Source organism: Staphylococcus sp. HMSC055C03, from assembly GCF_001809385.1.
Taxonomy (GTDB): Bacteria; Bacillota; Bacilli; order Staphylococcales; family Staphylococcaceae; genus Staphylococcus; species Staphylococcus simulans.
Genome location: NZ_KV797511.1, coordinates 37,965 through 62,264 on the forward strand (window position 1 = coordinate 37,965; position 24,300 = coordinate 62,264).

At 36.5% G+C, this 24,300-nt stretch carries 24 protein-coding genes; 15 read left to right on the forward strand and 9 right to left on the reverse strand.

Annotated elements, in window-relative coordinates:
* Positions 1–27 precede the first annotated feature (27 nt).
* From HMPREF2603_RS10060 to HMPREF2603_RS13845, 4 genes are all read left to right on the forward strand, one after another.
* Positions 28–213, forward strand: coding sequence for a hypothetical protein (locus tag HMPREF2603_RS10060; protein ID WP_060804722.1), 186 nt, complete (start codon positions 28–30; stop codon positions 211–213).
* A 597-nt stretch (positions 214–810) separates the two neighbouring features.
* Entirely contained in the window at positions 811–915 is a 105-nt protein-coding gene (locus HMPREF2603_RS13840; protein WP_107529461.1) for a putative holin-like toxin, read from the forward strand.
* 568 nt (positions 916–1,483) lie between these two features.
* Positions 1,484–2,941 carry a carbon starvation CstA family protein gene (locus HMPREF2603_RS10070; protein WP_060804717.1) on the forward strand — a complete coding sequence of 486 codons (1,458 nt, stop codon included), beginning with the start codon at positions 1,484–1,486 and terminating at the stop codon, positions 2,939–2,941.
* Between the two features lie 87 nt (positions 2,942–3,028).
* Positions 3,029–3,079 (forward strand): putative holin-like toxin, encoded by a 51-nt coding sequence (locus HMPREF2603_RS13845; RefSeq protein WP_226956322.1) that lies wholly within the window; start codon positions 3,029–3,031, stop codon positions 3,077–3,079.
* A 171-nt stretch (positions 3,080–3,250) separates the two neighbouring features.
* Here the strand turns inward: HMPREF2603_RS13845 and HMPREF2603_RS10075 are convergent, their stop codons facing one another.
* Entirely contained in the window at positions 3,251–4,204 is a 954-nt protein-coding gene (locus tag HMPREF2603_RS10075) for an oxygen-dependent tRNA uridine(34) hydroxylase TrhO (RefSeq protein WP_060804714.1), read from the reverse strand.
* Between the two features lie 296 nt (positions 4,205–4,500).
* On the opposite strand from HMPREF2603_RS10075, the gene HMPREF2603_RS10080 reads away from it, so the two are divergent.
* The gene (locus HMPREF2603_RS10080) at positions 4,501–4,773 is read left to right on the forward strand and encodes a GNAT family N-acetyltransferase (protein ID WP_060804712.1); all 273 of its coding nucleotides are present in this window, start codon (positions 4,501–4,503) and stop codon (positions 4,771–4,773) included.
* A 50-nt stretch (positions 4,774–4,823) separates the two neighbouring features.
* Here HMPREF2603_RS10080 and HMPREF2603_RS10085 read toward each other — a convergent pair whose 3' ends face one another.
* Both HMPREF2603_RS10085 and HMPREF2603_RS10090 read right to left on the reverse strand, forming a co-directional pair.
* Entirely contained in the window at positions 4,824–5,744 is a 921-nt protein-coding gene (locus HMPREF2603_RS10085; protein WP_060804710.1) for a TDT family transporter, read from the reverse strand.
* A gap of 137 nt (positions 5,745–5,881) precedes the next feature.
* Positions 5,882–6,352 carry a hypothetical protein gene (locus HMPREF2603_RS10090; RefSeq protein WP_060804708.1) on the reverse strand — a complete coding sequence of 157 codons (471 nt, stop codon included), beginning with the start codon at positions 6,350–6,352 and terminating at the stop codon, positions 5,882–5,884.
* Positions 6,353–6,586: 234 nt separating this feature from the next.
* Here HMPREF2603_RS10090 and HMPREF2603_RS10095 point away from each other — a divergent pair, with 234 nt between their 5' ends.
* On the forward strand, positions 6,587–6,868 hold the full coding sequence (locus tag HMPREF2603_RS10095) for a GNAT family N-acetyltransferase (RefSeq protein WP_023014757.1): 282 nt from the start codon (positions 6,587–6,589) through the stop codon (positions 6,866–6,868).
* A 159-nt stretch (positions 6,869–7,027) separates the two neighbouring features.
* Here the strand turns inward: HMPREF2603_RS10095 and HMPREF2603_RS10100 are convergent, their stop codons facing one another.
* Positions 7,028–7,954 (reverse strand): VOC family protein, encoded by a 927-nt coding sequence (locus tag HMPREF2603_RS10100; protein ID WP_060804706.1) that lies wholly within the window; start codon positions 7,952–7,954, stop codon positions 7,028–7,030.
* 516 nt (positions 7,955–8,470) lie between these two features.
* Between HMPREF2603_RS10100 and HMPREF2603_RS10110 the strand changes: the two genes are divergently transcribed.
* The 4 genes from HMPREF2603_RS10110 to HMPREF2603_RS10125 all read left to right on the forward strand — a co-directional run bounded on the left by HMPREF2603_RS10110 (position 8,471) and on the right by HMPREF2603_RS10125 (position 12,474).
* Positions 8,471–9,076, forward strand: coding sequence for a DUF4004 family protein (locus tag HMPREF2603_RS10110; RefSeq protein ID WP_023014755.1), 606 nt, complete (start codon positions 8,471–8,473; stop codon positions 9,074–9,076).
* A 5-nt stretch (positions 9,077–9,081) separates the two neighbouring features.
* Entirely contained in the window at positions 9,082–9,807 is a 726-nt protein-coding gene (locus HMPREF2603_RS10115) for a hypothetical protein (protein WP_060804704.1), read from the forward strand.
* A 146-nt stretch (positions 9,808–9,953) separates the two neighbouring features.
* Positions 9,954–11,363 carry a sodium:solute symporter family protein gene (locus tag HMPREF2603_RS10120; protein ID WP_023014753.1) on the forward strand — a complete coding sequence of 470 codons (1,410 nt, stop codon included), beginning with the start codon at positions 9,954–9,956 and terminating at the stop codon, positions 11,361–11,363.
* The gene (locus HMPREF2603_RS10125; RefSeq protein WP_002480132.1) at positions 11,341–12,474 is read left to right on the forward strand and encodes a M24 family metallopeptidase; all 1,134 of its coding nucleotides are present in this window, start codon (positions 11,341–11,343) and stop codon (positions 12,472–12,474) included. Before HMPREF2603_RS10120 ends, HMPREF2603_RS10125 begins: the two co-directional genes overlap by 23 nt.
* 62 nt (positions 12,475–12,536) lie before the next feature.
* Here HMPREF2603_RS10125 and HMPREF2603_RS10130 read toward each other — a convergent pair whose 3' ends face one another.
* The 3 genes from HMPREF2603_RS10130 to HMPREF2603_RS13450 form a co-directional block, all read right to left on the reverse strand.
* Positions 12,537–12,752 carry a hypothetical protein gene (locus tag HMPREF2603_RS10130; RefSeq protein WP_002480131.1) on the reverse strand — a complete coding sequence of 72 codons (216 nt, stop codon included), beginning with the start codon at positions 12,750–12,752 and terminating at the stop codon, positions 12,537–12,539.
* A gap of 59 nt (positions 12,753–12,811) precedes the next feature.
* Entirely contained in the window at positions 12,812–13,993 is a 1,182-nt protein-coding gene (locus HMPREF2603_RS10135; RefSeq protein ID WP_060804702.1) for a YbfB/YjiJ family MFS transporter, read from the reverse strand.
* Between the two features lie 176 nt (positions 13,994–14,169).
* Positions 14,170–14,319, reverse strand: a complete 150-nt coding sequence (locus tag HMPREF2603_RS13450; RefSeq protein WP_002480129.1) for a hypothetical protein — start codon at positions 14,317–14,319, stop codon at positions 14,170–14,172.
* Between the two features lie 191 nt (positions 14,320–14,510).
* Here HMPREF2603_RS13450 and HMPREF2603_RS10140 point away from each other — a divergent pair, with 191 nt between their 5' ends.
* Together HMPREF2603_RS10140 and HMPREF2603_RS10145 are read left to right on the forward strand one after the other, a co-directional pair.
* Complete coding sequence (locus HMPREF2603_RS10140) at positions 14,511–15,590, forward strand: aldo/keto reductase (protein ID WP_060804699.1); 1,080 nt, start codon at positions 14,511–14,513, stop codon at positions 15,588–15,590.
* Between the two features lie 185 nt (positions 15,591–15,775).
* Positions 15,776–16,264 (forward strand): DUF4064 domain-containing protein, encoded by a 489-nt coding sequence (locus HMPREF2603_RS10145; protein WP_002480127.1) that lies wholly within the window; start codon positions 15,776–15,778, stop codon positions 16,262–16,264.
* Between the two features lie 67 nt (positions 16,265–16,331).
* On the opposite strand, the gene HMPREF2603_RS10150 is transcribed toward HMPREF2603_RS10145, so the two are convergent.
* Positions 16,332–16,745: a hypothetical protein gene (locus tag HMPREF2603_RS10150; protein WP_002480126.1), complete on the reverse strand. Its 414-nt coding sequence runs from the start codon at positions 16,743–16,745 to the stop codon at positions 16,332–16,334.
* Positions 16,746–17,000: 255 nt separating this feature from the next.
* Complete coding sequence (locus HMPREF2603_RS10155) at positions 17,001–17,186, reverse strand: hypothetical protein (protein WP_002480125.1); 186 nt, start codon at positions 17,184–17,186, stop codon at positions 17,001–17,003.
* 91 nt (positions 17,187–17,277) lie between these two features.
* Here HMPREF2603_RS10155 and HMPREF2603_RS10160 point away from each other — a divergent pair, with 91 nt between their 5' ends.
* From HMPREF2603_RS10160 to HMPREF2603_RS10170, 3 genes are all read left to right on the forward strand, one after another.
* Entirely contained in the window at positions 17,278–19,329 is a 2,052-nt protein-coding gene (locus HMPREF2603_RS10160; protein WP_060804697.1) for a Mur ligase family protein, read from the forward strand.
* Positions 19,330–19,628: 299 nt separating this feature from the next.
* Positions 19,629–22,595, forward strand: coding sequence for a fibrinogen-binding adhesin SdrG C-terminal domain-containing protein (locus tag HMPREF2603_RS10165; protein WP_070502099.1), 2,967 nt, complete (start codon positions 19,629–19,631; stop codon positions 22,593–22,595).
* A gap of 70 nt (positions 22,596–22,665) precedes the next feature.
* Positions 22,666–24,282 (forward strand): hypothetical protein, encoded by a 1,617-nt coding sequence (locus HMPREF2603_RS10170; protein ID WP_023014747.1) that lies wholly within the window; start codon positions 22,666–22,668, stop codon positions 24,280–24,282.
* Positions 24,283–24,300 lie beyond the last annotated feature (18 nt).

Genomic DNA, 24,300 nt, shown 5'->3' on the forward strand with positions numbered 1-24,300 from the left:
GAGTTAGAGAAAGAGAGAAGTACAACCATGATTAAAACGTTAAAAATCATCGCTTTTATTTTTTCAATTAGTTATTTAACCCTATTTATTACCAAGTTTGTTTACCAACCCATTTTAAGTGAAAAGATTGAAGGTTTCGCAGCATTAATCATTATAATACTGGTTCTGGTAATTGCGGTAAGTGAGAAATTAAGTAAAAAAGACAAAGCATAAAACGTTTCGCGACATCACGAGGCGTTTTATGCTTTTTGTTTATTCTGATAATGAATGATCCCATAAGCAATTAATATCACCCATAATAAAATATCAAAAGGATGAAGTAATGCCTGAAGGACAGACTTATGTTCAATAAAAATACTATCAAGTATCTTAAAGATTTGAAGTAGAATCATCGCAATAATGACATAATACAAAGGCTTTCGCTTAACTGTACAGTAAATAATGAAGCTTAAGACAACTATGGGAATAAGGATAACGCTCAATGTATAAATCATATGTTATGCATACCTTTCTTTATCTAAACGTATAAATAGCGTCGTATTTGATTTATGAATACAATCACATACTCAGATATTTAACTTAGACACATACTGTCATCTTCATAAAAATATTTGTAAAAATTGCAGGTACATTTACATGTAATTATATTGAGTTTGGTTATAAAAATAAAGAATTTCATTATATCATAATGTAAAGTAGATTGAGCCATAATATAATAAATGCATGAGAAAGTTGAATAGATGGTGGCAAATCTAATTTAAAGGAGGTGATGCCTATGGTATCGCCGAATTTAGAAAGGAAATGCCTTAAATGACAACATTTGAAGTCATAGTATTGCTACTGGCATTTGGTGAATTTATACTAAATCTAGTCTCTACTATTACGAAACTTGTTGAAAAAAGAGATAAAAAATAAGCCATCTTTCTACTTTGACTAAGGAAATGGCTTATTTTAAAAATTTTCTATGTCACCGTCTTTTTAACGGTCTCAAAGAGTCGTGTACAAGCACGGCTCTTTTTTATTACATTTATATTATCGCACAACACGCATAAGAAGTACAACTAGAATAGTTTATGAGTTACTGAATTTAGAAAGGAAATTCCTATGAGTGTATTTGAAGCTATAAGTATAATGATTGTGTTCTGTGATTTGCAGTTCACAATTCTAGTATTTATCTTTTTGTACATTTCTAATAGAAAAAAATAAACCATCTACAAACTTTGACAAGTCAGATGGTTTATTTTTTAACCTTCAATGTGTCACCGTCTTTGAAACGGTCTCAAAGAGTCGTGTGCGAGTACGATTATTTTATAACATAAATTTATTATAAACACAATAATAAACAGTGTGTAACAACTATTTCTAGCTAAACATTTCACAATCTTGTGACAAATAAAGAAATGTGGTTCAATTAAGAAAACGTTTTCATAAAGTTGTCACATCTGAACTACAGGGAGAGAGATAGAAAAAGGGGGATTGTGAAATGATTACGTTTATTGTTTCAATCATTTTACTAGTTATTGGTTATTTCACTTATGGTAAGTACATTGATAAGATGTTTGGACCGAAAACAGGAAGACCGACACCAGCACATCATCAAAGAGATAATGTAGATTTTGTGCCGATGAAGACATCGTCTAACTCGTTAATTCAATTACTGAATATTGCTGGAGTAGGTCCAATCTTCGGACCAATTATGGGGGCATTATATGGACCGGTCGCATTTTTATGGATTGTTTTAGGATGTATTTTCGCAGGAGCCGTTCATGATTATTTAACAGGTATGATTTCTATTCGAAACAAAGGGGCACATCTGCCTGAACTTGCGAGTAAATTCTTAGGGAAGGTCATGAAGCATTTCGTTAATATCTTCTCGATTTTATTGTTGCTGCTTACGGGAACAGTATTCGTGACGAGTCCAGCGTTATTGCTTCATAACATGATGGACGGTCGTATTGCGTTAGGTGTTATTATCTTCGTTATTTTTGTTTACTACATTCTTTCAACGATTTTACCGATTGATAAAATTATAGGACGTGTCTATCCAGTCTTTGGAGCGTTATTATTGATTAGTGCGGTCGCAATGGGCTTTCGTTTAATTCAAACAGGCGCACCGATTCCAGAGTTAAGTTTAAAAAATATGCACCCTGACGGCGCACCGATTTTCCCACTGTTATTCTTTACGATTACGTGTGGGGCATTATCAGGTTTCCATGCGACACAAACACCGATTATTTCACGTACTGCGAACAATGAAAAGAATGGCCGCTTTATCTTCTATGGCATGATGGTCGCAGAAGGGGTTATAGCGATGATCTGGGCAGCAGCAGGTATGAGTTTATTTAATGGTTATCAAGGCTTGCAAGGAGTGCTTGCGAAAGGGGAAGCAGCACTTGTTGTGAGTGAGGCATCTCACTTATTGCTTGGTTCTGTTTTAGGTACAATTGCGGTGTTAGGAGTGATTGTCTTGCCTATCACAAGTGGTGATACATCATTTAGAAGTGCACGTATGATTATTGCGGATTACTTGAATGTCAATCAACGTTCTCTAGTTAAACGTATTATCGTTGCAACACCACTGTTTATTATCAGTTTCGGCTTAACACAAATTGATTTCACAATTCTATGGCGCTACTTCTCATGGGCAAACCAAACAACAGCAGTGGTCGCATTATGGGTCGGCGCAATGTATCTGTTGCTAGCTAAGAAGAACTTCTGGGTAGCAGCTGTACCAGCGACATTCATGACTTGGAATATCTTTGTCTATATCTTAAGTCAGAAGATTGGTTTCGGTTTAAATTTAACGCTTAGCTATTATTTAGGTGCTGTCTTAACATTAATTTGGATTGCTTATTTCATTTATCAATACAAGAAAGTGACAGCAGGTGTGAAATTTGAGTTAGATCATCCAATCGTGTCACAGCGAGATGCGGCAGTCTAACAAGGTGTCTTAAATAGATTAGTTCAACCCGTACGTTAAAGCACGTGCGGGTTTTTTTATTGTACTGAATTTAGAAAGGATATGCCCATGAGTGTATTTGAAGCTATAAGTATAATGATTGCGTTCTGTGGTTTGTAGTTCGCAATTCTAGTATTTATTTTTTAACCTTCAATGTGTCACTGTCTTTGAAACGGTCTCTAAAGCATCGTGTACCAGCACGGTGCTTTTTATTTTCATCTATATTATGACACAATTTAAATATAGACATAAAAAAAGATGGGTACTGAATACCCATCGTGTTTTGAATAATTATTGGTGGACAGTTTCTTTAAAGTTTTCTAAATGGCGTTCTTTTTCCTCATCACTGAGATTGTGTTTCGCTACATAGCGATTACGTTCGTGCTCTGCACATTCTTTACAGCAAGCACCTAAATAACGGTGTTCGTTTTCTTCTGATACTAAGATTTGTTTATTACATTCAGGGTTACTGCAGTTGATATAACGTTCGCATGGTGTACCATCGAACCATTCTTTGCCAATCACTGTTTTTTCTACTTGGTTAACGTCTACACTGATACGTTCATCGAAGACGTACATTTTACCGTCCCATAATTCACCTTGTGTTTCAGGGTCTTTACCGTACGTTGCGATACCGCCTTCTAATTGTGCAACATCTTCAAAGCCTTCTTTAAGTAAGAAGCCTGAGAATTTTTCACAACGGATACCGCCGGTACAATAAGTGACAATTTTCTTATCCATGAACATATCTTTATTGTCTCTGATCCATTGCGGTAAATCACGGAAACGTGTAATGTTTGGACGAACTGCACCACGGAAATGACCTAAATCAAACTCATAGTCATTACGTGCGTCTAAGACGATAGTATCTTCATCATCTAAAGCTTCTCTGAATTCTTTAGGTGATAAATATTTACCTGTTGTCTCACGTGGGTCGATATCATGTTCTAAATCAAGTGCTACGATTTCATGTCTTGGACGTACATGCATTTTCTTAAATGCATGACCTTCTGCTTCATCAATCTTGAATGTGATATCTTTGAAGCGTTCATCTGCACGCATATGTGCAATATAAGCGTCTGTGTCTTCTTTTGTTCCTGATAACGTACCATTAATCCCTTCAGTAGAGACTAAAATACGGCCTTTTAAATTGTGTGCTTTACAGAACTCTAAGTGTTCTGCCGCATACGTTTCTGGGTCATCTATAGTGACATATTTATAATATAACAATACTCTATAATCCATATTATGATACTCCTCAATCTTTCTATCTATTTCTCATTATAAAGGAAAAAGCTAAAACCTAAATGATGCATTAGACCTATTTTTTTACCGATAAGCATTATTTTCCACTGTAATAGCTTAACAAATCATTGTAAATATGCAATAAGTTTGTTTATAAACTTAATATTGAATGCACTAAAATAGGGTAAATAAAGCAAGAATTCTCATATACAAAGTCCTTGAAAGCTAAGTTACATTTGTTTTTCACACAAACGGGTATAATAACTATATATAGAACTTTAAATGAGGTGAGATACATGGCAGAGATTAAACATAGCAATAATAAATTTTATGTCGGTGATGAAGCGAAACCAGATGCAGAAATGGATTATACTATGAACGACGATGTGATGACGATTACGCATACAGGTGTAGATCCAAGCTTACGTGGACAAGGTGTAGGTAATCAATTAGTCCATGCCGGTTTAGAGTATGCGAAAGAAAATGACTTAAAAATTGATGCACAATGCTGGTTCGCAAAAGCATTCATTGAAAATACAGATGACAAAGATATTTTGGTAAATAAATAATAATGAGCGTATAAAAGAGGCGCGTTAGTCTGAGGACTAGCGCGCTTGTTTTATGTGTTAAAGATGTGTTTTGTATAACGGAAATAGACCCACACGATGACACATCCCGCAAAGATGATTTCAATCATCGCAAGGATTCCAAGCATTTCCTGGGAAATACCAGGGAGGTCTAATTGTGTATAAAGATGATACGTTGAGGCAGCAGTAACAGCCCACGGGAAAGTCAGTGCAGCATATGCGGGTTTGAATCGTTTCTCAATGATTTGAGGCAAGAAGATAACTGAGAACACAAATAGAAATTGCGCAATGACGAAATAAAACAGAATATAGCTGACTGATAAACTTTCAGTATAAGATAGATATGCATTTAAACATAAGGACGCAGGTGCACTAATAATGACTGCCATCGGTAATTGATCTTTCGGATAATAATGCCACATTCTTTCAAGTAAAATAAACGCTAAAAGAATCCAGAATAAGACTGAACTGAAATCTATCGCAAAGATACCGATTTTAGCGTAAAACGATGAAGCCGTCTCACCAATCACGCCGATACCGACAAACATTACAAACCAACTCGTATTTGGATATGTGCGGTGTTTTATAATGAAATAAACGATAAACCAAATCATTAAAATAATATGTAGCAATACAGCACCTATCCAGAAACTTGTGAGTATTAGGTTATTAATATGGAATTGTGATTTTAAAATTGAAGCGAGTGTCATGAACCCCATAGGTAATGCAGGCATAATCGCAAAAGTATTACTGTCCTTTAATTCTAAGCCTAATGCTTTTGGAAAGCGTATCAACTTAATAAAAAATAAAACCAGGCAAATACTACCTAGAGTAGTTGCTAATAAACCTAGCCAAGCTAAGTGGATTTGAAATAAAATGTGACTAAAAGTAAATGTACCTAAAGCTAAACCGCAAATCGCGGCAGGTACGTTTTGAATCATGGATTTAAACATATATGTAGCCTGCCTATTCTCTCTCTTTATATGTTCAAAGTATAGCACTGCTTATATGATTAAGAAACAGAGTGAAATGTAGATGATTTGAAAAGATAACAAAATAGAGAGAACCTTTTGAGTCCTCTCTATTGAGATTAATGTCCTTGCCCTTGTGGTTGTTGCGCAGGTTGGGCTGGTTTTTGTTGTTGAACAGGTTGTGGCTCTGGTTGTGGTTTCGATTGTGCTTGTTGGGGTTGTGGTTTTGATTCTGGATGTGATCCGCCACCTTCGCCAGGTTTATATTCTTTTGTTTCTTCTTTTTCTTGTTTAGGTTCAGGTTTTTCTTCAGGTTGAGGTGCTTGATAGATATGTACAGTTGATTGTTGGACCTCATGATGTACTTGTTCCTCTACCACAGGTTCTTCTGGCGCTTCTTGCTTATGTTCTTTTTTCTCAGTTTTCTTCTCTTTTTGTTTTTCTTTATTTTCATAGTATTTCGCAGCATCTACTTGATCGCTGCTGTGATGCTTATATTTATCATAAGCAATCATTCCAGTGACAATGACAGCTGTCACAAGCAATGCAGTGACAACGACTGCTAGAATACGTTTGATAGCTTGAAACATGATGTTGGCTCCCTATATCTATAGTTTTATCTTGGTGCTTGGTGTATATCTTCATTCTAATTTTATAGAATTGCCTTACGCTTTTCTACTCTTTTTATATTAAATGAACGTTACAATATTAAAATGAATAGAGATTAAGTAGATATTTGTCATTGTTAAATCATTCGTTGTGTTTAGAAAGAGAAGTTAGTGGTATAACTTTTATACCAACTTATTTGAAAGTGAGGAGATAGTATGGCAGAGATTAAACACGGACACAATAAATTCTATGTAGGTGATTCAGAAGAAAATCCAGATGCAGAAATGACATATGTACCGACAGGCAAAGATAAAATTATTATCGATCATACAGGTGTAGATGAAAGTTTACGTGGACAAGGTATTGCGAAGCAGTTAGTTGAAGCGGGTGTGAATTACGCACGAGAAAATGACATAAAAATTTTAGCTACTTGTCCGTTCGCTAAACAAGTATTAGAAGAGACACCGGAGTATCATGACGTCTTACTAAAAGGTTAGTCTTAGGTATGTCTTAAAACTCCTGTAATGACAAGGGTTAGTGTGTTTGAGGTAAGTGTAAAGAAGCGCTGAGATATGACGTCCCAGCGCTTCATTTTAATGCAGTTTTATCTTGATTCCAGTTGGCGAATATTACATATAATCTTTAGATTTTCTAACTTAAATTTCTTCTAATTGACTTTCGATTTGTTCACGTTTGTGTTCTAAGAAGTCAGGTAATGCGAGTTTGCTGCCTAGATCTTTAACATCTGTGTCGACCGTAAAACCAGGTGCTTCTGTTGCGAATTCATATAAAATTTTGTTGTTACGATAGTAGATAGATTTAAAGAAATAACGGTCAATAATACCTGAAGTACTGCCAGGCAATTGTTCTAATTTATCTAATAATGTTTCTAAAGCTTCATCAGTTGGCACACTCACTGCAATATGATGTACATAACCACGTCCAGGTTTTACACTTTGACCTTGTTCTTCAACTAAGACAAAGTCTGTATAACGTCCATTAGGATTTAATGTATAGACATTATCATCGCCAAAGTGTGCGTGATAACCTAATGTGTTGGTTAGAAAGTCGATAGTAGGTTGTAAATTACGGAGATGTAATTCTACAGGTCCCATTCCTAAAATTTGAAATTCTTGAGGTACATCTGTATAAGGATTCGCATGCCAAGCGTTAGGAACTGCGTTGTCACCATTGACCATAAGTATTAGTTTTAAGCCATCAGGATCTTCGAAAGCTAATGCTTGTTGTCTAAGGTATGTGATAGCTTCTGTTTCAACTTGATTCTCGTTCAGACGTTCTTTGAAATAACCTAATGCTGCTTCATCAGGTACGAGTAATACTAAACGTTCAATACTATTAGTACCTGAATGATGTTTTCCTAACATTTTCATTTCAAAGAAAGTTAACAAAGTACCTGGTGCACCTGTTTCATCCCCATAGAATAAGTGGTACATCGATGGATTATCTTGGTTCACAGATTTTTCAATTAAGCGTAAACCTAAGACCTCTGTATAAAATTGTTTATTTTCACGTGCATCTTTTGTGTACATTGAGATATGATGATGTCCTGTAATTAGCGTCATACTATCCCTCCTATTTATTTAGTATACTTTTTATACCTATATCATAACCGTTCCTTTAACATAAAGAAAGTTTTATGTTTCTTTGTATAAATTTACCCCAACTTTTGACAAAACACGCAAACCTTAAGTTTTTGCTTTGAGGATAATCGCGTTATCGGGCATAATAGAAGCAAATACCTAAGAGAAATAGATGGGGTGAAACGATGAACTTGGTGAAAATATCGCTGCTGATTGCGTTAATGTGCTTGTTAGCATTGATTGAAATGATAGTCGCATCAACCATAGGACTAAACTATATCGTGGCTGTACTCATCACGATAGTTATGGTGGTATGCATCGTATTAATCATACTCGAGATATTTAAAGGTAGAAGGAAACAATAGATAGCTAAAGAGGAACCTGATCCAGCCAGTTTGCGTATGCATCCGTCTAGGTCAGGTTATTTTTTATGGGAAAATAGCGAAAACACTCGTAGATGTAACAGTGTTATGTTACATTATGATTAGGAGGATAATTATGAAAGAACAATTAATCAGCAAAAAAGACTTATTAACAGAATGTGGCATTACTTACGGCCAATTGTATCGTTGGAAACGTAAACACTTAATTCCAGATGAATGGTTCATTCGTAAATCTACTTTTACAGGTCAAGAAACGTTCTTACCTAAAGCCAAAGTCATTAAAAGAATCGAAGATATTCAACGTTATAAACATGACTATGTCTTAGATGATATGGTCAAAATGTTCGCAGATGACGGTTATGAACCAGAAATTGAATACAAAGATAATGACACTTTGATTCAATCATGGGCAGGTTTCTTTTATCGCGAAGTCGGTAAAGTCTTGTTAGAACAATATCCGCAAGATCAAGCGGTTTATGTGGGTACTATTTTAGATGAAGTAGTAACACGCAGTATTGTCTCAATGGAAGAAGCACAAGATTTACAGGCGTTTTTACTAGAATATAGTGAAAATGATAAAGAAGCAGAATTATATATCTGTCGTAAATTCGGAATCACGTTTTATTTGCTGATTGAACAAAATACGCCGATTAAAATCGATGATAGTGTAAGAGTCTTAGAAACAATTAACATCCAAAACCTATTTAAGAAAGAAGTGTAAACATCATGAGTCAGTCCATCAAAGGCATGGGTAAGAAGCAATTAGAAGACAGTGAATATGACGCGATTACTTTATTGGGAGAAGTTCAATTTCTATTTGAAACCAGTGTTAATAACATTAAAATGACGGGTGAAATTACCGCATCAGACCAAGTCAATGTAAACAAAATCAAACTGATAGGTAATTTCACTGGTCGTAAAAATGTACATGTATCAACAGCTTCTATTATCGGTGAAGTTGAAGTAGAAGAAGATTTAACATTTGAATTACTTAAAGTGACAGGAACTGTTGATGTCAAAGGTCATTTAAACGGTAAAAGATTAAAACTTCTCGGGGTACTTGAAACAGAAGGTAATTGCGAAGTAGATGAACTTGAAATCGATGGTCAAGTTAAAGTCGAAGGAATGTTGAATGCAGATACTGTTGACGTACATGTTCGACAAGATAGTTATGTTCGCGAAATCGGCGGCAATGTGATTCACATACGCAAACATGATGGGGAAAAGAATAAGTTTAAGTTTATAACTGTCATGACTTCTCAGTCAGATTCTGCATACTTAACTGCTGAGGTTATTGAAGGGGATCGTATAGAAGTCGACCGTGTTAAAGCGAAAGTCATTCGTGGAGATCATATTATCTTACACGAAGATGTGGAAGTTGAAACGATTGAATATACAAAGACCTTAGAATGCGCTCAAGCAGCACAAATCAGTAAAATTACGAAACTATAAATTGTATTTTTAGACGTATTCTCCCTTAAAATATCAGAATAATTAGATTGTTGTTACTATTTTTTTAATTTTGTGCTAAAATTAATCTTTATTCTTAAGCTAATCGTTGGAAAACGGTTAGTTTTTTATATACAGGGGGGAATATTATGGGATTTTCTGCTGAACCAATTTTAATTTGGTTCGTCATCGGTTATGGGGTATTGATGGTTGCATTAGGTTTTGTGTATTCAAAGAAAGTAGAGAGTAATGAGGACTTTATTCTCGCAGGTAAATCACTCGGGCCAGTCGTATTAATGGGGACATTACTTGCGACATGGGTCGGTAGTGGTTCTGTCACAGGCGGTCAAAACTCGCTGGCTTATAGTTTTGGATTATGGCCGGCAGTCGGTTATGCGATTCCGAGTATCATCGGAATAGGGACAATTTTTATTATTAGTTCGAAAGTCAGAAACTATGGAAAATATACTGTAGCTGAGATATTAGAGATGAAATATGGAAAGGTCGCAAGTTACTTTGCGGCAGTCATTATCATTTTAGCGTTTGTAGGGATTGTCTCGTATCAATATCAAGGACTTGGCTATGTATTACATGTTTCAACAGGTATTTCAGTAGAACTCGGTACTATTATTGCGGCAGTGATTATTATTTTACTTGCGACTATGGGCGGTTTGATGTCAGTCGCACCAACAGATGCGTTAAGTGCATTCTTAATTACAATTGCGTTGATTATCGCAGTACCTGTCGCAATTGCGGTCGGTGGCGGCTGGGATACTATTTTGTCGAATGTACCGAAAACACATTTGAAACCAATGGGAACATTAACTTTTGTTCAAATTTTAGGTTTCTATATTCCAATGTTGTTCTTACTGTTAGGTGATCAGAATATTTATCAACGACTGGCGTCATCTCGTGATAATAAAGTGACACGTATCGGTACGATTGGGTGGATTGTCGGTTTATTAATCGTGACACCACTTATTTCATTGCTCGCATTTATTTCTCGTTCGATTTTCCCGAAAATTGAACCAGGAATGGCTTTGATTGCGTTAACGAGTCAATTGCCGATTGTGATTGGCGGTGTGCTCATTGCAGCACTTACTGCGTTTATTACTACTACAGGAAATTCATATTTATTATCTGCTGCGACAAGTGTCATTTATGACTTGTTCGGGGATAACTTTAAGTATAAGCATGAAAATAAGATGTTATTGATGACAAGAATTCTTGTACCGATTTTAGGTGTGATCGCATTCTTATTAACAATGTACTTCCCATCAGTGTTATCTGTTCAAATGTACGCTTATACCGTATACGGTGCAGGAATTACACCGGCATTATTAGCAGTGTTTATTTATCCGAAAGTCACGAAAGCAGGAGGCCTTGCTTCAATGGCAGTCGGTTTAGTAACAACACTGACTTGGGAACTTGGTTTTGTTCAAAGTACAGGTATTAACTCTGCGTTAATTTCTGTGCCGCTGGCGATTATTGTGTTAGTAGTTGTGACATTATTTACTTCTAAAGGAGGCAACCAACGTGAACTTGAAACAACGTCTTGATGCGTTTAGAGAAACGATGAAACAACAAGACATCGATTTAAGTATTGTAATGAATTTTGAGAATCAAATGTATTTTACTGGCTTTAAAGCTGTCATTTATTCGCGTCCGATTATTTTATTTATTTCCCAGGAAAACATTGAAGTAATTGCGCCGAAACTAGAAGAAGCGCATTTCAGAGATAAAACGGGTATTCAAGATATCTATACGTATACTGAAATTCCAGTCACAGATGATGTTCCGACGCATTATCAAACAGTCTTTAATGACTTATTAGAAAAATATCAAAATGTCTCAACGATTGGGATTGAAACAGGCTTCTTACCCACACAATTTTATTTAGATATTGTGAGTCATAACTTTAAAGTGAAAGATATCGGTCAAGCATTAGTAGAACAACGAACTTATAAATATGAAGATGAACAACAAGCTATTAGAGAGAGTGGAGAAATTGTCAGTCAAGCCGTGGCGCAAACGATCGAACATGCGAAAGCAGGTTTGACTGAAATGGATATCGATAACTTTGGAAACAGTTATTTATTCGACACGATTTCTCAAAATTATCCAGATGCGGAATTTGGATTTTTTGTAATGTCACCTTCAGGTATCAAACGTTCTACAATGCCACATACATTCTCTAATACGAAACAAATTCAACAAGGTGATGTGATTGTACATAGCCGTCAATTAGAGTTGAATGGATATCGTGCAGAATGTGAACGTACTTTCTTTGTTGGCGAGCCGACTGATGAACAGCGCCATGCATTTGAAGCGATGGTTGAAGCGCATAAAGCGGCGTTAGACTTTATTGAAGTGGGTGTAACCGCAAATGCGGTCGATCAAGTCGCAAGAACAATTCTTGAAGCGGAAGGTTATGGTGACTATATCAGCCATAGAACAGGTCATGGTATAGGTATTGGACAACATGAAGAACCCTCATTGCGCTTTGATAATGAGCTAGAGTTAAAAGAAGGCATGGTCTTTTGTGTAGAACCAGGTATTTATATTCCAGGCGTCGGCGGCTTCAGACATTCTGATACGGTTATCTTGAAAAAAGAAGGAACAGAAGTTGTCACAAACTATCCGCATGACTTAGAAGATTTGATTAAATAAACAATGCATAATTAAAAACCTGTGCCATCGTGTGATGGCACAGGTTTTTCAAGTTTCAATGATTATTTGCTTCGTTCTCGTAATAATAGACCAAGTAATGAAAATGAAAAGACCGCAAAGACAATGTTCATAATAGATAATACTTCAATAATGACGATGTCTTTACCTAAACGTTCAAACGCTCTGTTTTGAAGTTCTTGGTCTGTTGTGAAGCTGTCTTCACTAATACGTGGGTCTTCAGTTAAATCTTCTTTCATTCTTTGTTTTACAAAAGGCATTGTAACATCCTCCTTTGTTAGTAGTTACATTCCCTTTTGATAACCAGACAAAACTTTACTTATTGAATCGCTTCTTTATTTAATGCACGGTAACTGATCCAGCTGCTGATAAGACCGATAATTAAAATAGCTGTCGCAAATAACAATGCTGCATTATAATTGCCGGAATCACCAATAAGATAGCCTGACACAAACGGCGCAATCATTTGGCCGATACTGTAAATAACAGTTAATGTAGCGATAAAGTTAGACTTACCGCCTGTCTGAAGCATCAACATTTGCCCCTTAGACATGAAGAGTGTTGTTAGACCTAAGAATGTACTGCCGAAAATTAACGAGCTGATGATTAAGCTGACAATATGGTGTGAAAACACTGGTAAAGCGACACTGATGATTTGTAGACCAAATGCCATATAAGTTGCTTTACTATAATCCATTTTCTCCGCAATCATTGACCATACTACTGTAGAAGGGATAGCCCCTAAGCCGACAAACATCCAACTGAGTGCTGCATATTCAGAGAAAGCAGGGATTGATTTAATGATTGCGACTAAGAAAGTTCCGGTAATAATATAGCCTGCACCTTCACAGAAATAAGCAATAGAGAACCAGCGCATAAATGTTTTGTTGAGACGGAAGGGTGTCTTAGAAGTCGCTTTATGATGCGCTTCAACATTAATATCTGGGTTTTTTCGCATAAAGAAAATAACCAATAAACTTAACGCTAATGAAAAGATACCAAGGATAATCCAAGTCATTTTCCATGAGTTGACGTCTGTGTAGAAGAAGACAAAAATACTGCTTGAAAAAAGTCCGATACCAACAGCGCTATAGAGTAAACCTGAAATACCTTCTTTATGTGCTTGTCTTAATGCTTCTAATACGACGTTAGAGGCTAAGACAAAGACTGTTCCGCTTGTGAGTCCTGCGATTAAACGCAATATGGACCATAAAATGAAATTTGAGGTAAACCCCATAAAAATTGTAGAAAGCACGTTTAATACTAAATAAATTTTCACATCGACGACTTTACTTTTAATAATCCAAAACATCGGAATAATCGCACCGATTAAATAACCGAGATAATTAATCGTCGCAAGTAAGCCAGCCCCTTTACCATCCATGTGTTCTGCTTGCTGCATAAACGGTAAGATAGGTGTATAGGCAAATCGACCGATGGCCATTACAATAAATAATGATGCCATCCCGAGTAATAACTGACGATGTGCGTGTTGTGACATGGCATTCACCCCTGAAATTTGATAGATGACCTCATTATACGCCTCAATATACTTTAATAATAATGATGATTCTTGATGTTTAACATAAGTAAAAGTTATCGTGCTTATAAAAAATAGACCACTTTCTATTGAAAGCAGTCTATCTATAGTTAAAGTAGGGTTGTTAATCCAGTTTATTATTTCTTGTCTTCTTTTTTATCGTCTTTGTTATCTTTCTTATCTCCGCCTAATTGATCTTTAGCGAATTCTTTACCTTTTTCAATATACTCATCTTTATGTTCGTTTAAGTGATCTTGACCTTTTTTCTTAATATCATCAAAGTTCATAATCAAATTCCTCCTTAAAAATTAAGTACAGTTATATGTTACCCCACGTATAGAACGTGAAACATATTAAGCGTAATTCTTTTTTAATTATCGTACACTGCCTAATTTTATTATAGATTTTAAGCTTATAGCATTTAAAATTCTTCTTTAAAGGGAATTACATTATTAAGTATTAAAGGAGGAGACAGATTATGGATTATACAACACTTGGTAATTCAGGATTAGTCGTTTCGAAATATGCGTTAGGTTCTGTTCCATTCTCCGCAACGAATGGTTTTGAAAATGCGGGTGGTGTAACAGAGAAAGAAGCGGCATACTTTATAGACTATGCTTTAGAGCAAGGTATTAACCAATTTGATACAGCAAACCTTTATGCGAAAGGTGATGCAGAAATTGCGTTAGGAAAAGCAATCAGACATCACAGAGATGAAATGGTCATCAGTACCAAAACAGGATTCCCATATAACGATATCGCAAATAATGTCGGTGCATCTCGTTTAAATATAGAGCGTTCGATCGACCATTCTTTAAAACGTTTAGGTACAGATTACGTTGATTTATATTACATTCATACATGGGATGGACAAGTTCCGGTAGAAGAAACAATTCAAACGATGAATGATTTAATTCGTAAAGGTAAAATTCGTTATTGGGGTGTATCTAACTATAGTGGTTGGAATTTAGCCAAGACCTATACACTGGCGGTAGAAAATAATATGGCACCGCCGATTGCGCAACAAATCTATTACACGCCTGAATCAAGAGAAGCGGAATATGAATTGTTGCCTGCAGGTACAGAATTAGGTGTTGGCAACAGTATCTGGTCGCCTTTAGGCGAAGGATTACTTACAGGTAAGATTACCCGTGATAAAAAAGGCGAACCCAATACCCGTCAAGGTGACGGATGGGCTGAGCCTTATGTGAAAAATCATGAGTTGTTCTATCGTTTAATTGAACTTGTACAAGAAATAGCACACGCACACAATGCGACAGTGCCACAAGTGATTTTAGCTTGGTTGAGAGAACGTCCAAACGTGGATTCAATTGTCTTAGCTGCACGTAATCAAGCACAACTGAAAGAGAATATCGCATCTTATAATCTGAAACTTACAAAAGAAGAACATCAAATGATTACGGATTTAACACAGCCACAACCGATTTATCCACTATGGCATCGTGCGATGAATTCAGCTGCACGTGGTTCTGAAGCTGAAAAAGTATATTTAGAAGAATATAACCGTTTAATGAATCATAGCGATACGTTACTTTAAATCAGTGAAGTACTGTAATTTAAAAAAGAATTTTAAGAAACAAACATTTATATTTATTGAAAATGTAAAAGATGTTGAAGATTTTAAGTAGACTATGGACGTATAACTCATGTATTAGTATACTAATGATAATTGTAAGCTTATAAAATTTTTAACAATACTAAAGAGATAGGGGAGGGTTTTATATGATCAAACGAACAGGTGAACATGTCTTAACATGGATTGGTGTCGGAATCGGTGCGTTAATCGTATTATTTGTGGCTTTAATGGTTCCATTAATGCAAAGTGATGACTTTGTAGCAGGTATGCAGCAAAGTGATGCCAGCTTAACGTATGAAGAAATCTCACAAGTAGCTTCAGGTATGCAAGTACTCGGTACTTTCGTATTAGTGGCTAATGTAATTGCGGTGATTTTAGCTATTGTCGGCGGAATCTTTATTAGCAAGAAAGCAAAAGCAGCAGCTATCTTATTATTAATCGCAGGTATCGTGGCATTATTATGTAACTGGATTTCAGCGATTCTTTGGATTATCGCATCTATCATGTTATTCAGCAGAAAACCAAAAGCAGCTTCATTAACTCAAGATGGTTACTATAACTATGATAAAGCGAATGAATTCGCACAAGAACGTTCACATGAACGTACAAGAGAAGAAGATCCATATAAATACTAATTCAATCAATATTTAAGCCGTCTCATACAGAGGCGGCTTATTTTCATTTAAAATGAAATTATTGATTCTAATACCATAAATTTTTCTCAAAGCGCAGAATGAAAACGACTAAGAAGATGAAGATAGTGTGACCTATCATCCAAACAATATAATCAATCCAGTGAAATTGGTAGATTGGGTTAATAGACCAAGTAATAAGTGAAGGATAGATAACGGCGAATAATACGATAATAATCAGAATACCTGCTGGATAGACGTAAGAGTCCCGGATGGCTTGAAAGACGACATATATCATTGTGGTAAAGACAATATGTAAGATGAATTTAAGCCCAAAGCTCACATCAAAAAAGCCTGGCACAAAATCCACATTTAATAATAAACTTGCGAGATGATGGGTATAAAATAAATCGGTCAGGCTGAATAAGCCGAATAAAAAGACAGATAAAATTAAAATGGACATTGCGTGGTACAGTACTTTCATAAATGACGCCATCCTTTATTAAGAGGTAAGTTTTATTGAGCGTATCATACTTTTAGTAGATTTAGAAAAGTTAAAGTGAGAATAACGTCAGTAATATAAATGTTTATTAGGTGGCATATAACTTAAAAAATTGGCAACCTATTAAACATGTGGCAACGCTGGAAGTAAGGAATACATACACAGACTTCCAGTTGCACGACACACATGGACTTTGAATATGATATAGTAACGTTAATTATTTACACCTACCGATAATTAGAAAAAGAAGTGAAGTAATCTGTACAGCGCAAGTCCTAAAACAACTAATAGAACGATGAGTCTGGGTTTGGTAAAGAGTACACTTCTCTTTGGTTTTTCCTCTTTATCAGGATCATAGTTTCTCAATTCTTCTTCTATTTCCTGATTAATCTCATCTAGACTTTTATCTTTCTCTGTGGTCATTGCTGAAAGCCTCCTGTAAATTGTTAAGATTATCTATACAATAAACCATAAGGTTGAAGCAATGCAAAACTATTACTTTTTGGAGGTCATCATGTATACATTAGAAACGATTGCACAAATCTTAGATACAGAACTACTTGATGCACAAGGAAAGGAACAAAATCCTATTGATGATTTTGAATATCAAATGCTGCATGTTAAGTCAGAATCAACCGCATTCATCTCTATCAGTGAAGCATCATGGAAACAATATTTAAAGAAATCAAAAGTGATGAAAGATGGTAATGCGCAAATCCCAAAAGATGTTTCAAAGATTGGTTTGATTATTACTGAAACCTATGTAGAAGATTTAGCACATCAAATTCCACAAATTGTAGTGAGAAATGCGATTAAAGCTATGAAAATATTAGCCTTACATATTCGAAAACATTATCATAATCCAGTCATTGCGTTAACAGGATCCATGGGGAAAAGCTCGACACGCTTAATGTTAAGTGCGGCGTTACAACCTTATAAAGTCCAACAAAATAGAGGGAACAGTAATACACGTAGTGCCATTTATTTGCATATGTGCAAGTTAGCATCTAATCCAGATATTGCGGTTTTCGAAACGTCTTTAAATGCGTTAAATAATCGTGGAAATATGGCTGAAGTATTGAAACCACAAATTGCGATTGTCACAGGAATCGGCTCTGCACATCTATCCACTATTGGTTCAACGGAAGAAATTGTAGCTTTCAAATCAAGGATTTTTGCGGGATTAAATCAAGACGGTATCGCGATTTATAATGGTGACACACTCCATCAAAATGAGCTGAAACAAGCTGCATCAACTCATACTAAACATGTATATCGTTATAGTACTGAAGATAATTCGGCAGACATTTATACGACACAAATCAAACCTGTGAAAAAAGCAGTAGAAGTGACAACGAATGATGGTTATCAATTTGAAGTGCCTTCTGTCAGTAAGGGCATGGTTGAGAATGCTTTGGCAGTATTATTAACGTTGAAACATTTGAAAGTTGATGTAAAGCAACACTTGAAACAGTTAGCGCAAACTCAACTTTTTAAGAAGGTCTTAGAATTCAGACCTGTGAAAAGTCTGCATGAAGAAGCTACGGTACTTGATGATACGCATAATGCTTCTTTGCCTGCAATGTTGAATGCGATTGATGCGTTTAATTCACAAGCGCCATTCTTTAAAGGACATAAAATTATTGCGTTAGGTCAAATCAGTGATTTAGGTGAGCAGACTGACCGCGTGCATGCTGAATTAGTGCCTGCCTTAGAACAGTCTGAAGCGGATTATATTTTATGTATGGATCAACCATTACGTAAAGTAGTGAATAAAGTTAAAGGTAAATATATTACGTGGTATCACAATAAAGATTTAATGTTGAAAGATTTATGTTATTTGATTAATCAAGATGCTTTAGTGTTGATGAAATCTTCTGTAACTCAAACAGAGTTTCCCAAAGTCGCAAGTCAGCTTCAAAATGCTTTGCTGCATTATGAGAGAAGCGGGGACGAAGAGAAGCATTTTGAAGCGGCTGCTAGTCAAGGGCGCGCATATCTTATTTATAATTTAGAAACTGATCAGATTGAAACGCAATCTAATCGTTATGGTTCAGCCACAATAGAAGGTTTGACACCGATTATTTACTACCTAGATGCAAAACAACGAGAAGTTCAAAATTATACGGTTACTCTCAAACAATGGCCCACAAACGATGACACTTACTATGAAGGTATGCAGCTTTCGTGGAGGGATCTAGTAGAAGCCATGACTGACACACCACCTCCATCGTTAGTCTATCAATTAGCGCATGAACTGTATCCAACGCATCAAGCAAGAAAAAGACATGTGCAAGAATTGGTTAAACAATTAAAAATGTCTGATTCTGTAGCGATTAACTTAACAGGACGTTTCAGAATGAAAGAGCGTCAAACGTTCAGTGTAGATGACTTACTCGCCTTATTAAAATATGGACAAAACCAATTATTTGAGAATGATAAAGGTGGAATAGTCATTGGTGAATACGGTCGTCATGGCATTTTAAAAGAAGGTAAGCAAGTTATTATTTTCACAGGATTTGAAAGTGAAGATGAAGCAAAATCATATTTATCAAGAAAAGTCTGAGGTTAATTTTGTCTGGGGTTAGCCTTAGACTTTTTATTTTATTCTCAAAATGGATTTTGAATTAAAATGTGATTTATGATAAAACTATATTAGTTTTAAAATAATCGGTAGGTAATTTATAAATAAAGATGAGTTCTATATAAATATAAATCTAACCAATTGCATGGGATTAATCAAACTTGGACAAAATGTGTCTGAAAAATAAAAACATTGTCAAATTAATGCAAAATTGTTTATTTATTGCGTGTTTGTGTAACATATTAGGGTAAGGCCTTACAAAAATAAGTAGGAGGGATTTCTTGAATAATCAAGACTTTTTCAACAAACGTAATCGTTATTCAATTCGTAAAATCACTGTAGGGGCTGCCTCAGTTATTGTAGGGGCAACATTATTTGCGAATGCGAATGACGCGCAAGCCGCAGAAAATACTACAAGCGGTGAGACAACGAACGTCACTACAACTACAGAGTCAACACCACAAGAACAAACTCCGACAACTGAAACAAAAACACAAAGCACAACGACAAATGAAACAACAGCTACACAAGATCAAACACCAGCTCAAGATACATCAGCAACAAATACAACTGATGCAAAAGCAGAGCAAACTGTAGCAGGGGAACAAGCACCAACTAATTCTACCCAACAGTCGACAGAGACAACTGCACCAAAAGCAGATGCACCAGCAACTACAGAAACAAAAACACCAACAAATGAAACAACTGCAGAGACAACTGCGACTGAACAAAATACAACAGCTAAAGAACAAGCACCAAAAACTGATGCTCAAACAACAACAGATACAAATACAGCAAACACAACTACGACTGAGCCGAAAACAACTGAAACAAATACTGACCAAACAGTTGATAAGCAAACATCAACAACAAATACATCAGCACAACAAGAATCACAATCAACTCAAGATGCACAACCAACACAGGAAAATGCATTGAATGCTTCAACACCTGTTGCGCCAGTTGAAGCTCCAACAACAGGCACAAATGAAACAACAACAACTGGTGATACAGCTGCACAAAATGCAACAGCACCAGCTAATGAAACAACAACGCAACAAGCGCAATCTGTTGAACCACAACAAGATGCACAAACAACTGCACAAGCACCAGTATCAGATGCTGAACAACCAGCATATGATCCAAATGCAGCGCAATTATCTGATGCAAACGCTACTACAGCAGCAACAGTAGGTGACACTTCAAATACAGCTGATCCAGCAGATTTGAATAAATCAGTACAAGATTACTCAAATCAAAAAGATAGTTCTGAAGTACTTGCAGCACCAACAAATACAACTGCAACACGTTCAACTGAACAACCTACACAAGAAGGAGCTGCACAAACATTTGCACTAGCGCAAGCAGCACCGACTGGCAACAATGTTGATGGAGACGTAACAGCTTCAAATATTCAAATCGGTCCAAACTCAATTCAAGCGAACGATAGTGAATCAACATATATGTCAGCTGATTTAGCAATTGCTGACAGTGTTCAAGCTGGAGACTACTTCAATGTTCAATTCCCAGAGTACTTGAACTACTACGGAAACAGTACACCAAGCAGTTCTAAAATTCCTGACTTGATGAATGGTACTGAAGTAGTTGCAACAGGCGCATTTAATCCTGATTCAAACTCACTAACATACACATTCTCTGATTATGTTAATAATCATGATAATGTAACAGGTCATTTTGAAATTCCATTATATGCGGATAGACAAGCTGCGCCAACAGACGGCACATACCCAGTAGAAACAAATGTAGCTGGTGAAACATACAGTACTGATATTGATATCAATTACAGAACTTCAGATTCACCATACCCATCAAACGTAGATAGCTTTATCACTACAACTGATAGAAACACTGGTGAATATAGACAAATTGTATATGTAAACCCACAAGGTAAACAATCGTATAATGCGACAGTGAACTTATACAATTATTGGCCAGATACAGCTGACGGCACACCAGCTCAAAGTTCAGCACAATTAAATCCAGATGTGACAAACTTCAAGATTTACGAAGTGAGAAATGGTGAACAACTGAACCCAAGTTTCTACGTAGATGAAAACAATCCGAACTTGGTAGACGTTACAAATAATCCAGATGCGATTTACAACTTCAACCCACAATATTCAGTAGATGAAAATGGTGGAGAAGTTCTATCACTAGATTTCCAAGACTTAACTTCAAACGGAAGTCGCTATATTATTGTTTTAGATAGCGTGGCTCAAGATGGTTCACGTGAACAAATCAAAACAAGATCAGAAATGATTTCAGATGCGACAAATGATGGCCAAGGCCATACTTATTACACATGGGATAACTACAACGTTTACAATAGTGGTTCTGGTGAAGCAGACGGTGACGATACAGACGCAGATGCCGATGCGGATGCTGACGCCGATGCCGATGCCGACGCAGATGCAGACGCAGACGCTGATGCAGACGCAGACGCGGATGCTGACGCCGATGCCGATGCTGACGCAGATGCCGATGCGGATGCTGATGCCGATGCCGACGCCGACGCAGATGCAGACGCAGACGCTGATGCCGATGCTGATGCAGACGCAGACGCTGATGCCGACGCCGACGCAGATGCTGATGCCGATGCCGACGCGGATGCTGACGCCGACGCAGACGCGGATGCTGATGCCGACGCAGATGCTGATGCCGACGCTGATGCTGACGCCGATGCCGACGCAGATGCCGATGCCGATGCCGACGCCGACGCAGATGCTGATGCAGATGCAGATTCAGACGCAGACGCGGATGCCGATGCAGACGCAGACGCGGATGCCGATGCTGACGCCGACGCAGATGCTGATGCAGACGCAGACGCAGACGCGGATGCCGACGCCGACGCAGATGCCGACGCAGATGCCGACGCCGATGCCGATGCTGATGCCGATGCTGATGCCGACGCCGACGCAGATGCCGATGCCGACGCAGACGCCGATGCCGATGCCGATGCCGATGCCGACGCAGATTCAGATTACCCTGTTGAACCAAATGAACCAGGTAATCCAGATGAACCAGGACACCCTGGCACTCCAGAACAAGGTACTACACAAGGTTCAAATGGTGAACAACCAGCACAAGCTGAAGGTCATGGCGATAAAGAATTACCTGACACAGGTGAAGAGAATAATAATAAAGAAGCTACATTATTCGGTGGCTTATTCGCAGCACTAGGTTCTGCATTATTATTCGGACGCCGTAAGAAAAATAAAGAACAATAATTCTATTTAAATAGTGGGCTGGACTTTGTTCCGGCCCATTTATACATACTGAATGAGAAGGGGTTTGGACATGACAATTAACAACGAGATTGAACAAATTTTACAAAAAGCAGATCAACAGCTATTAGGTAAAGATTATGTGTTTGTTAGTTTAGGTAATCCCAATATGAAAGCTTCTGTAAAATTGATTAAGCAGTCACGTAATCTTAAAAGAGATATTACGAAACAATATGAACAGTTTAAAAAGAAAGCTGGTAAGTATCCTAAGTGGGTTAAAATTGATTTTGTTTATCGTACGAAAGAAGTTGTCTTTGAAGATGTTAAAAGAGATTTAGAAGAGACACGTCGAAACTATATTGATTACGGAATTGCTTATGATAAGAATTGGAATTTAACTTTCATGGCAGAAGAAATTAATATTAATGCCTTTGTCAGACCGACTAAAGATAAAAAGTCTTTCTTCTTATCTGAGGATAATATCAATAACTATTTGAAGAAATATACAAAACATAAACAGTTCTATAGACATCAAGATTATATGGGTAAGCCGATTAAAAAGTTTTATACAAAGGGTTACTTTATTGAAAATCATGAGGTTTATGAACTAGCCGCAGAGGGTCGTGAAAAAGGATTACGTCATGTTGAAGATTTGTCACAAGAAATTGATAAAATGTTGGAAACTTCGACAGATTATCTTGCGAATGAATTACAACCAAGCGGTCAATTTATCTATGGTTATTTTCCACACTTCGATAAGAAAATCAGTTTCTATAATAATTTGAGACATGCTTCTTCAACTTATGCGCTAATGGAAGGATTACATTACTTAAACAAAGATATCACTATTGCTGAAAAAGCGATTGATTACTTAATCGACAATTACTTATACAAGCAAGGAGAAGTCGCACATATATTTGATGACACCAAAAATATTAATGAAATTAAACTAGGTCAAAATGCGGCATTTGTTTTTGCGATTTGTGAGTATCTAAAAATAAAACCAGGTAACCAGAAGTATTTAGAAGCTGCACAACAAGTGGCAGAAGGTATGGTTTCAATGATTGACAGTGAAACAGCTGAAACTGTACATGTCTTACAATATCCTAGTCTAGAAGTTAAAGAAAAGTTCCGTGTGATTTATTATGATGGTGAAGCTGCGTTAGGATTATTACGACTTTATCAAGTTGATCAGAATGAAAAATGGTTAGAAACAGTACGTCATATGTTTGAACGATTCATTTCACAAAGTTACTGGAAGAACCATGATCATTGGTTAGGTTATTGTACGAATGAATTAATCCAAATTGCGCCTGAAGCGAAATATATAGAATTTGGAATTAGAAATGTTTCTAGTTATTTAGACTACATTAAGAATCGTATTACAACTTTCCCAACATTCATGGAGATGTTGATGGCAACGTATCATATTGTACGTAAAGCCAGAGAAAAAGGTTTTGGGGAAATCGTAGATCGATTGATTAACGTAGATGACTTAATGACAACGATTCATAAACGTGCAGATTATCAACGTACAGGATACTTCTATCCAGAACTTGCGATGTACTTTAAAAACCCACAACGTATTCTTGGTTCGTTCTTTATCAAACACCATGGTTATCGTGTCCGCATTGATGATATCGAACACTATATTTCTGGTTACGTCCAATACCAAAAAGTCTTTAAATAATGACATATTAAACAGGCC

What these genes read in the sequence shown, in the direction of transcription:
- HMPREF2603_RS10150 (WP_002480126.1), bottom strand. Translation starts at nt 16,745, where the DNA reads ATGAAAGTACTGTACCACGCAATGTCCATTTTAATTTTATCTGTCTTT.
- HMPREF2603_RS10160 (WP_060804697.1), top strand. Translation starts at nt 17,278, where the DNA reads ATGTATACATTAGAAACGATTGCACAAATCTTAGATACAGAACTACTT.
- HMPREF2603_RS10095 (WP_023014757.1), top strand. Translation starts at nt 6,587, where the DNA reads ATGGCAGAGATTAAACACGGACACAATAAATTCTATGTAGGTGATTCA.
- HMPREF2603_RS10135 (WP_060804702.1), bottom strand. Translation starts at nt 13,993, where the DNA reads ATGTCACAACACGCACATCGTCAGTTATTACTCGGGATGGCATCATTA.
- HMPREF2603_RS13840 (WP_107529461.1), top strand. Translation starts at nt 811, where the DNA reads ATGACAACATTTGAAGTCATAGTATTGCTACTGGCATTTGGTGAATTT.
- HMPREF2603_RS10130 (WP_002480131.1), bottom strand. Translation starts at nt 12,752, where the DNA reads ATGCCTTTTGTAAAACAAAGAATGAAAGAAGATTTAACTGAAGACCCA.
- HMPREF2603_RS10070 (WP_060804717.1), top strand. Translation starts at nt 1,484, where the DNA reads ATGATTACGTTTATTGTTTCAATCATTTTACTAGTTATTGGTTATTTC.
- HMPREF2603_RS10145 (WP_002480127.1), top strand. Translation starts at nt 15,776, where the DNA reads ATGATCAAACGAACAGGTGAACATGTCTTAACATGGATTGGTGTCGGA.
- HMPREF2603_RS10140 (WP_060804699.1), top strand. Translation starts at nt 14,511, where the DNA reads ATGGATTATACAACACTTGGTAATTCAGGATTAGTCGTTTCGAAATAT.
- HMPREF2603_RS10085 (WP_060804710.1), bottom strand. Translation starts at nt 5,744, where the DNA reads ATGTTTAAATCCATGATTCAAAACGTACCTGCCGCGATTTGCGGTTTA.
- HMPREF2603_RS10170 (WP_023014747.1), top strand. Translation starts at nt 22,666, where the DNA reads ATGACAATTAACAACGAGATTGAACAAATTTTACAAAAAGCAGATCAA.
- HMPREF2603_RS10060 (WP_060804722.1), top strand. Translation starts at nt 28, where the DNA reads ATGATTAAAACGTTAAAAATCATCGCTTTTATTTTTTCAATTAGTTAT.
- HMPREF2603_RS13450 (WP_002480129.1), bottom strand. Translation starts at nt 14,319, where the DNA reads ATGAACTTTGATGATATTAAGAAAAAAGGTCAAGATCACTTAAACGAA.
- HMPREF2603_RS10110 (WP_023014755.1), top strand. Translation starts at nt 8,471, where the DNA reads ATGAAAGAACAATTAATCAGCAAAAAAGACTTATTAACAGAATGTGGC.
- HMPREF2603_RS10155 (WP_002480125.1), bottom strand. Translation starts at nt 17,186, where the DNA reads ATGACCACAGAGAAAGATAAAAGTCTAGATGAGATTAATCAGGAAATA.
- HMPREF2603_RS10120 (WP_023014753.1), top strand. Translation starts at nt 9,954, where the DNA reads ATGGGATTTTCTGCTGAACCAATTTTAATTTGGTTCGTCATCGGTTAT.
- HMPREF2603_RS10080 (WP_060804712.1), top strand. Translation starts at nt 4,501, where the DNA reads ATGGCAGAGATTAAACATAGCAATAATAAATTTTATGTCGGTGATGAA.
- HMPREF2603_RS10100 (WP_060804706.1), bottom strand. Translation starts at nt 7,954, where the DNA reads ATGACGCTAATTACAGGACATCATCATATCTCAATGTACACAAAAGAT.
- HMPREF2603_RS10075 (WP_060804714.1), bottom strand. Translation starts at nt 4,204, where the DNA reads ATGGATTATAGAGTATTGTTATATTATAAATATGTCACTATAGATGAC.
- HMPREF2603_RS10090 (WP_060804708.1), bottom strand. Translation starts at nt 6,352, where the DNA reads ATGTTTCAAGCTATCAAACGTATTCTAGCAGTCGTTGTCACTGCATTG.
- HMPREF2603_RS10115 (WP_060804704.1), top strand. Translation starts at nt 9,082, where the DNA reads ATGAGTCAGTCCATCAAAGGCATGGGTAAGAAGCAATTAGAAGACAGT.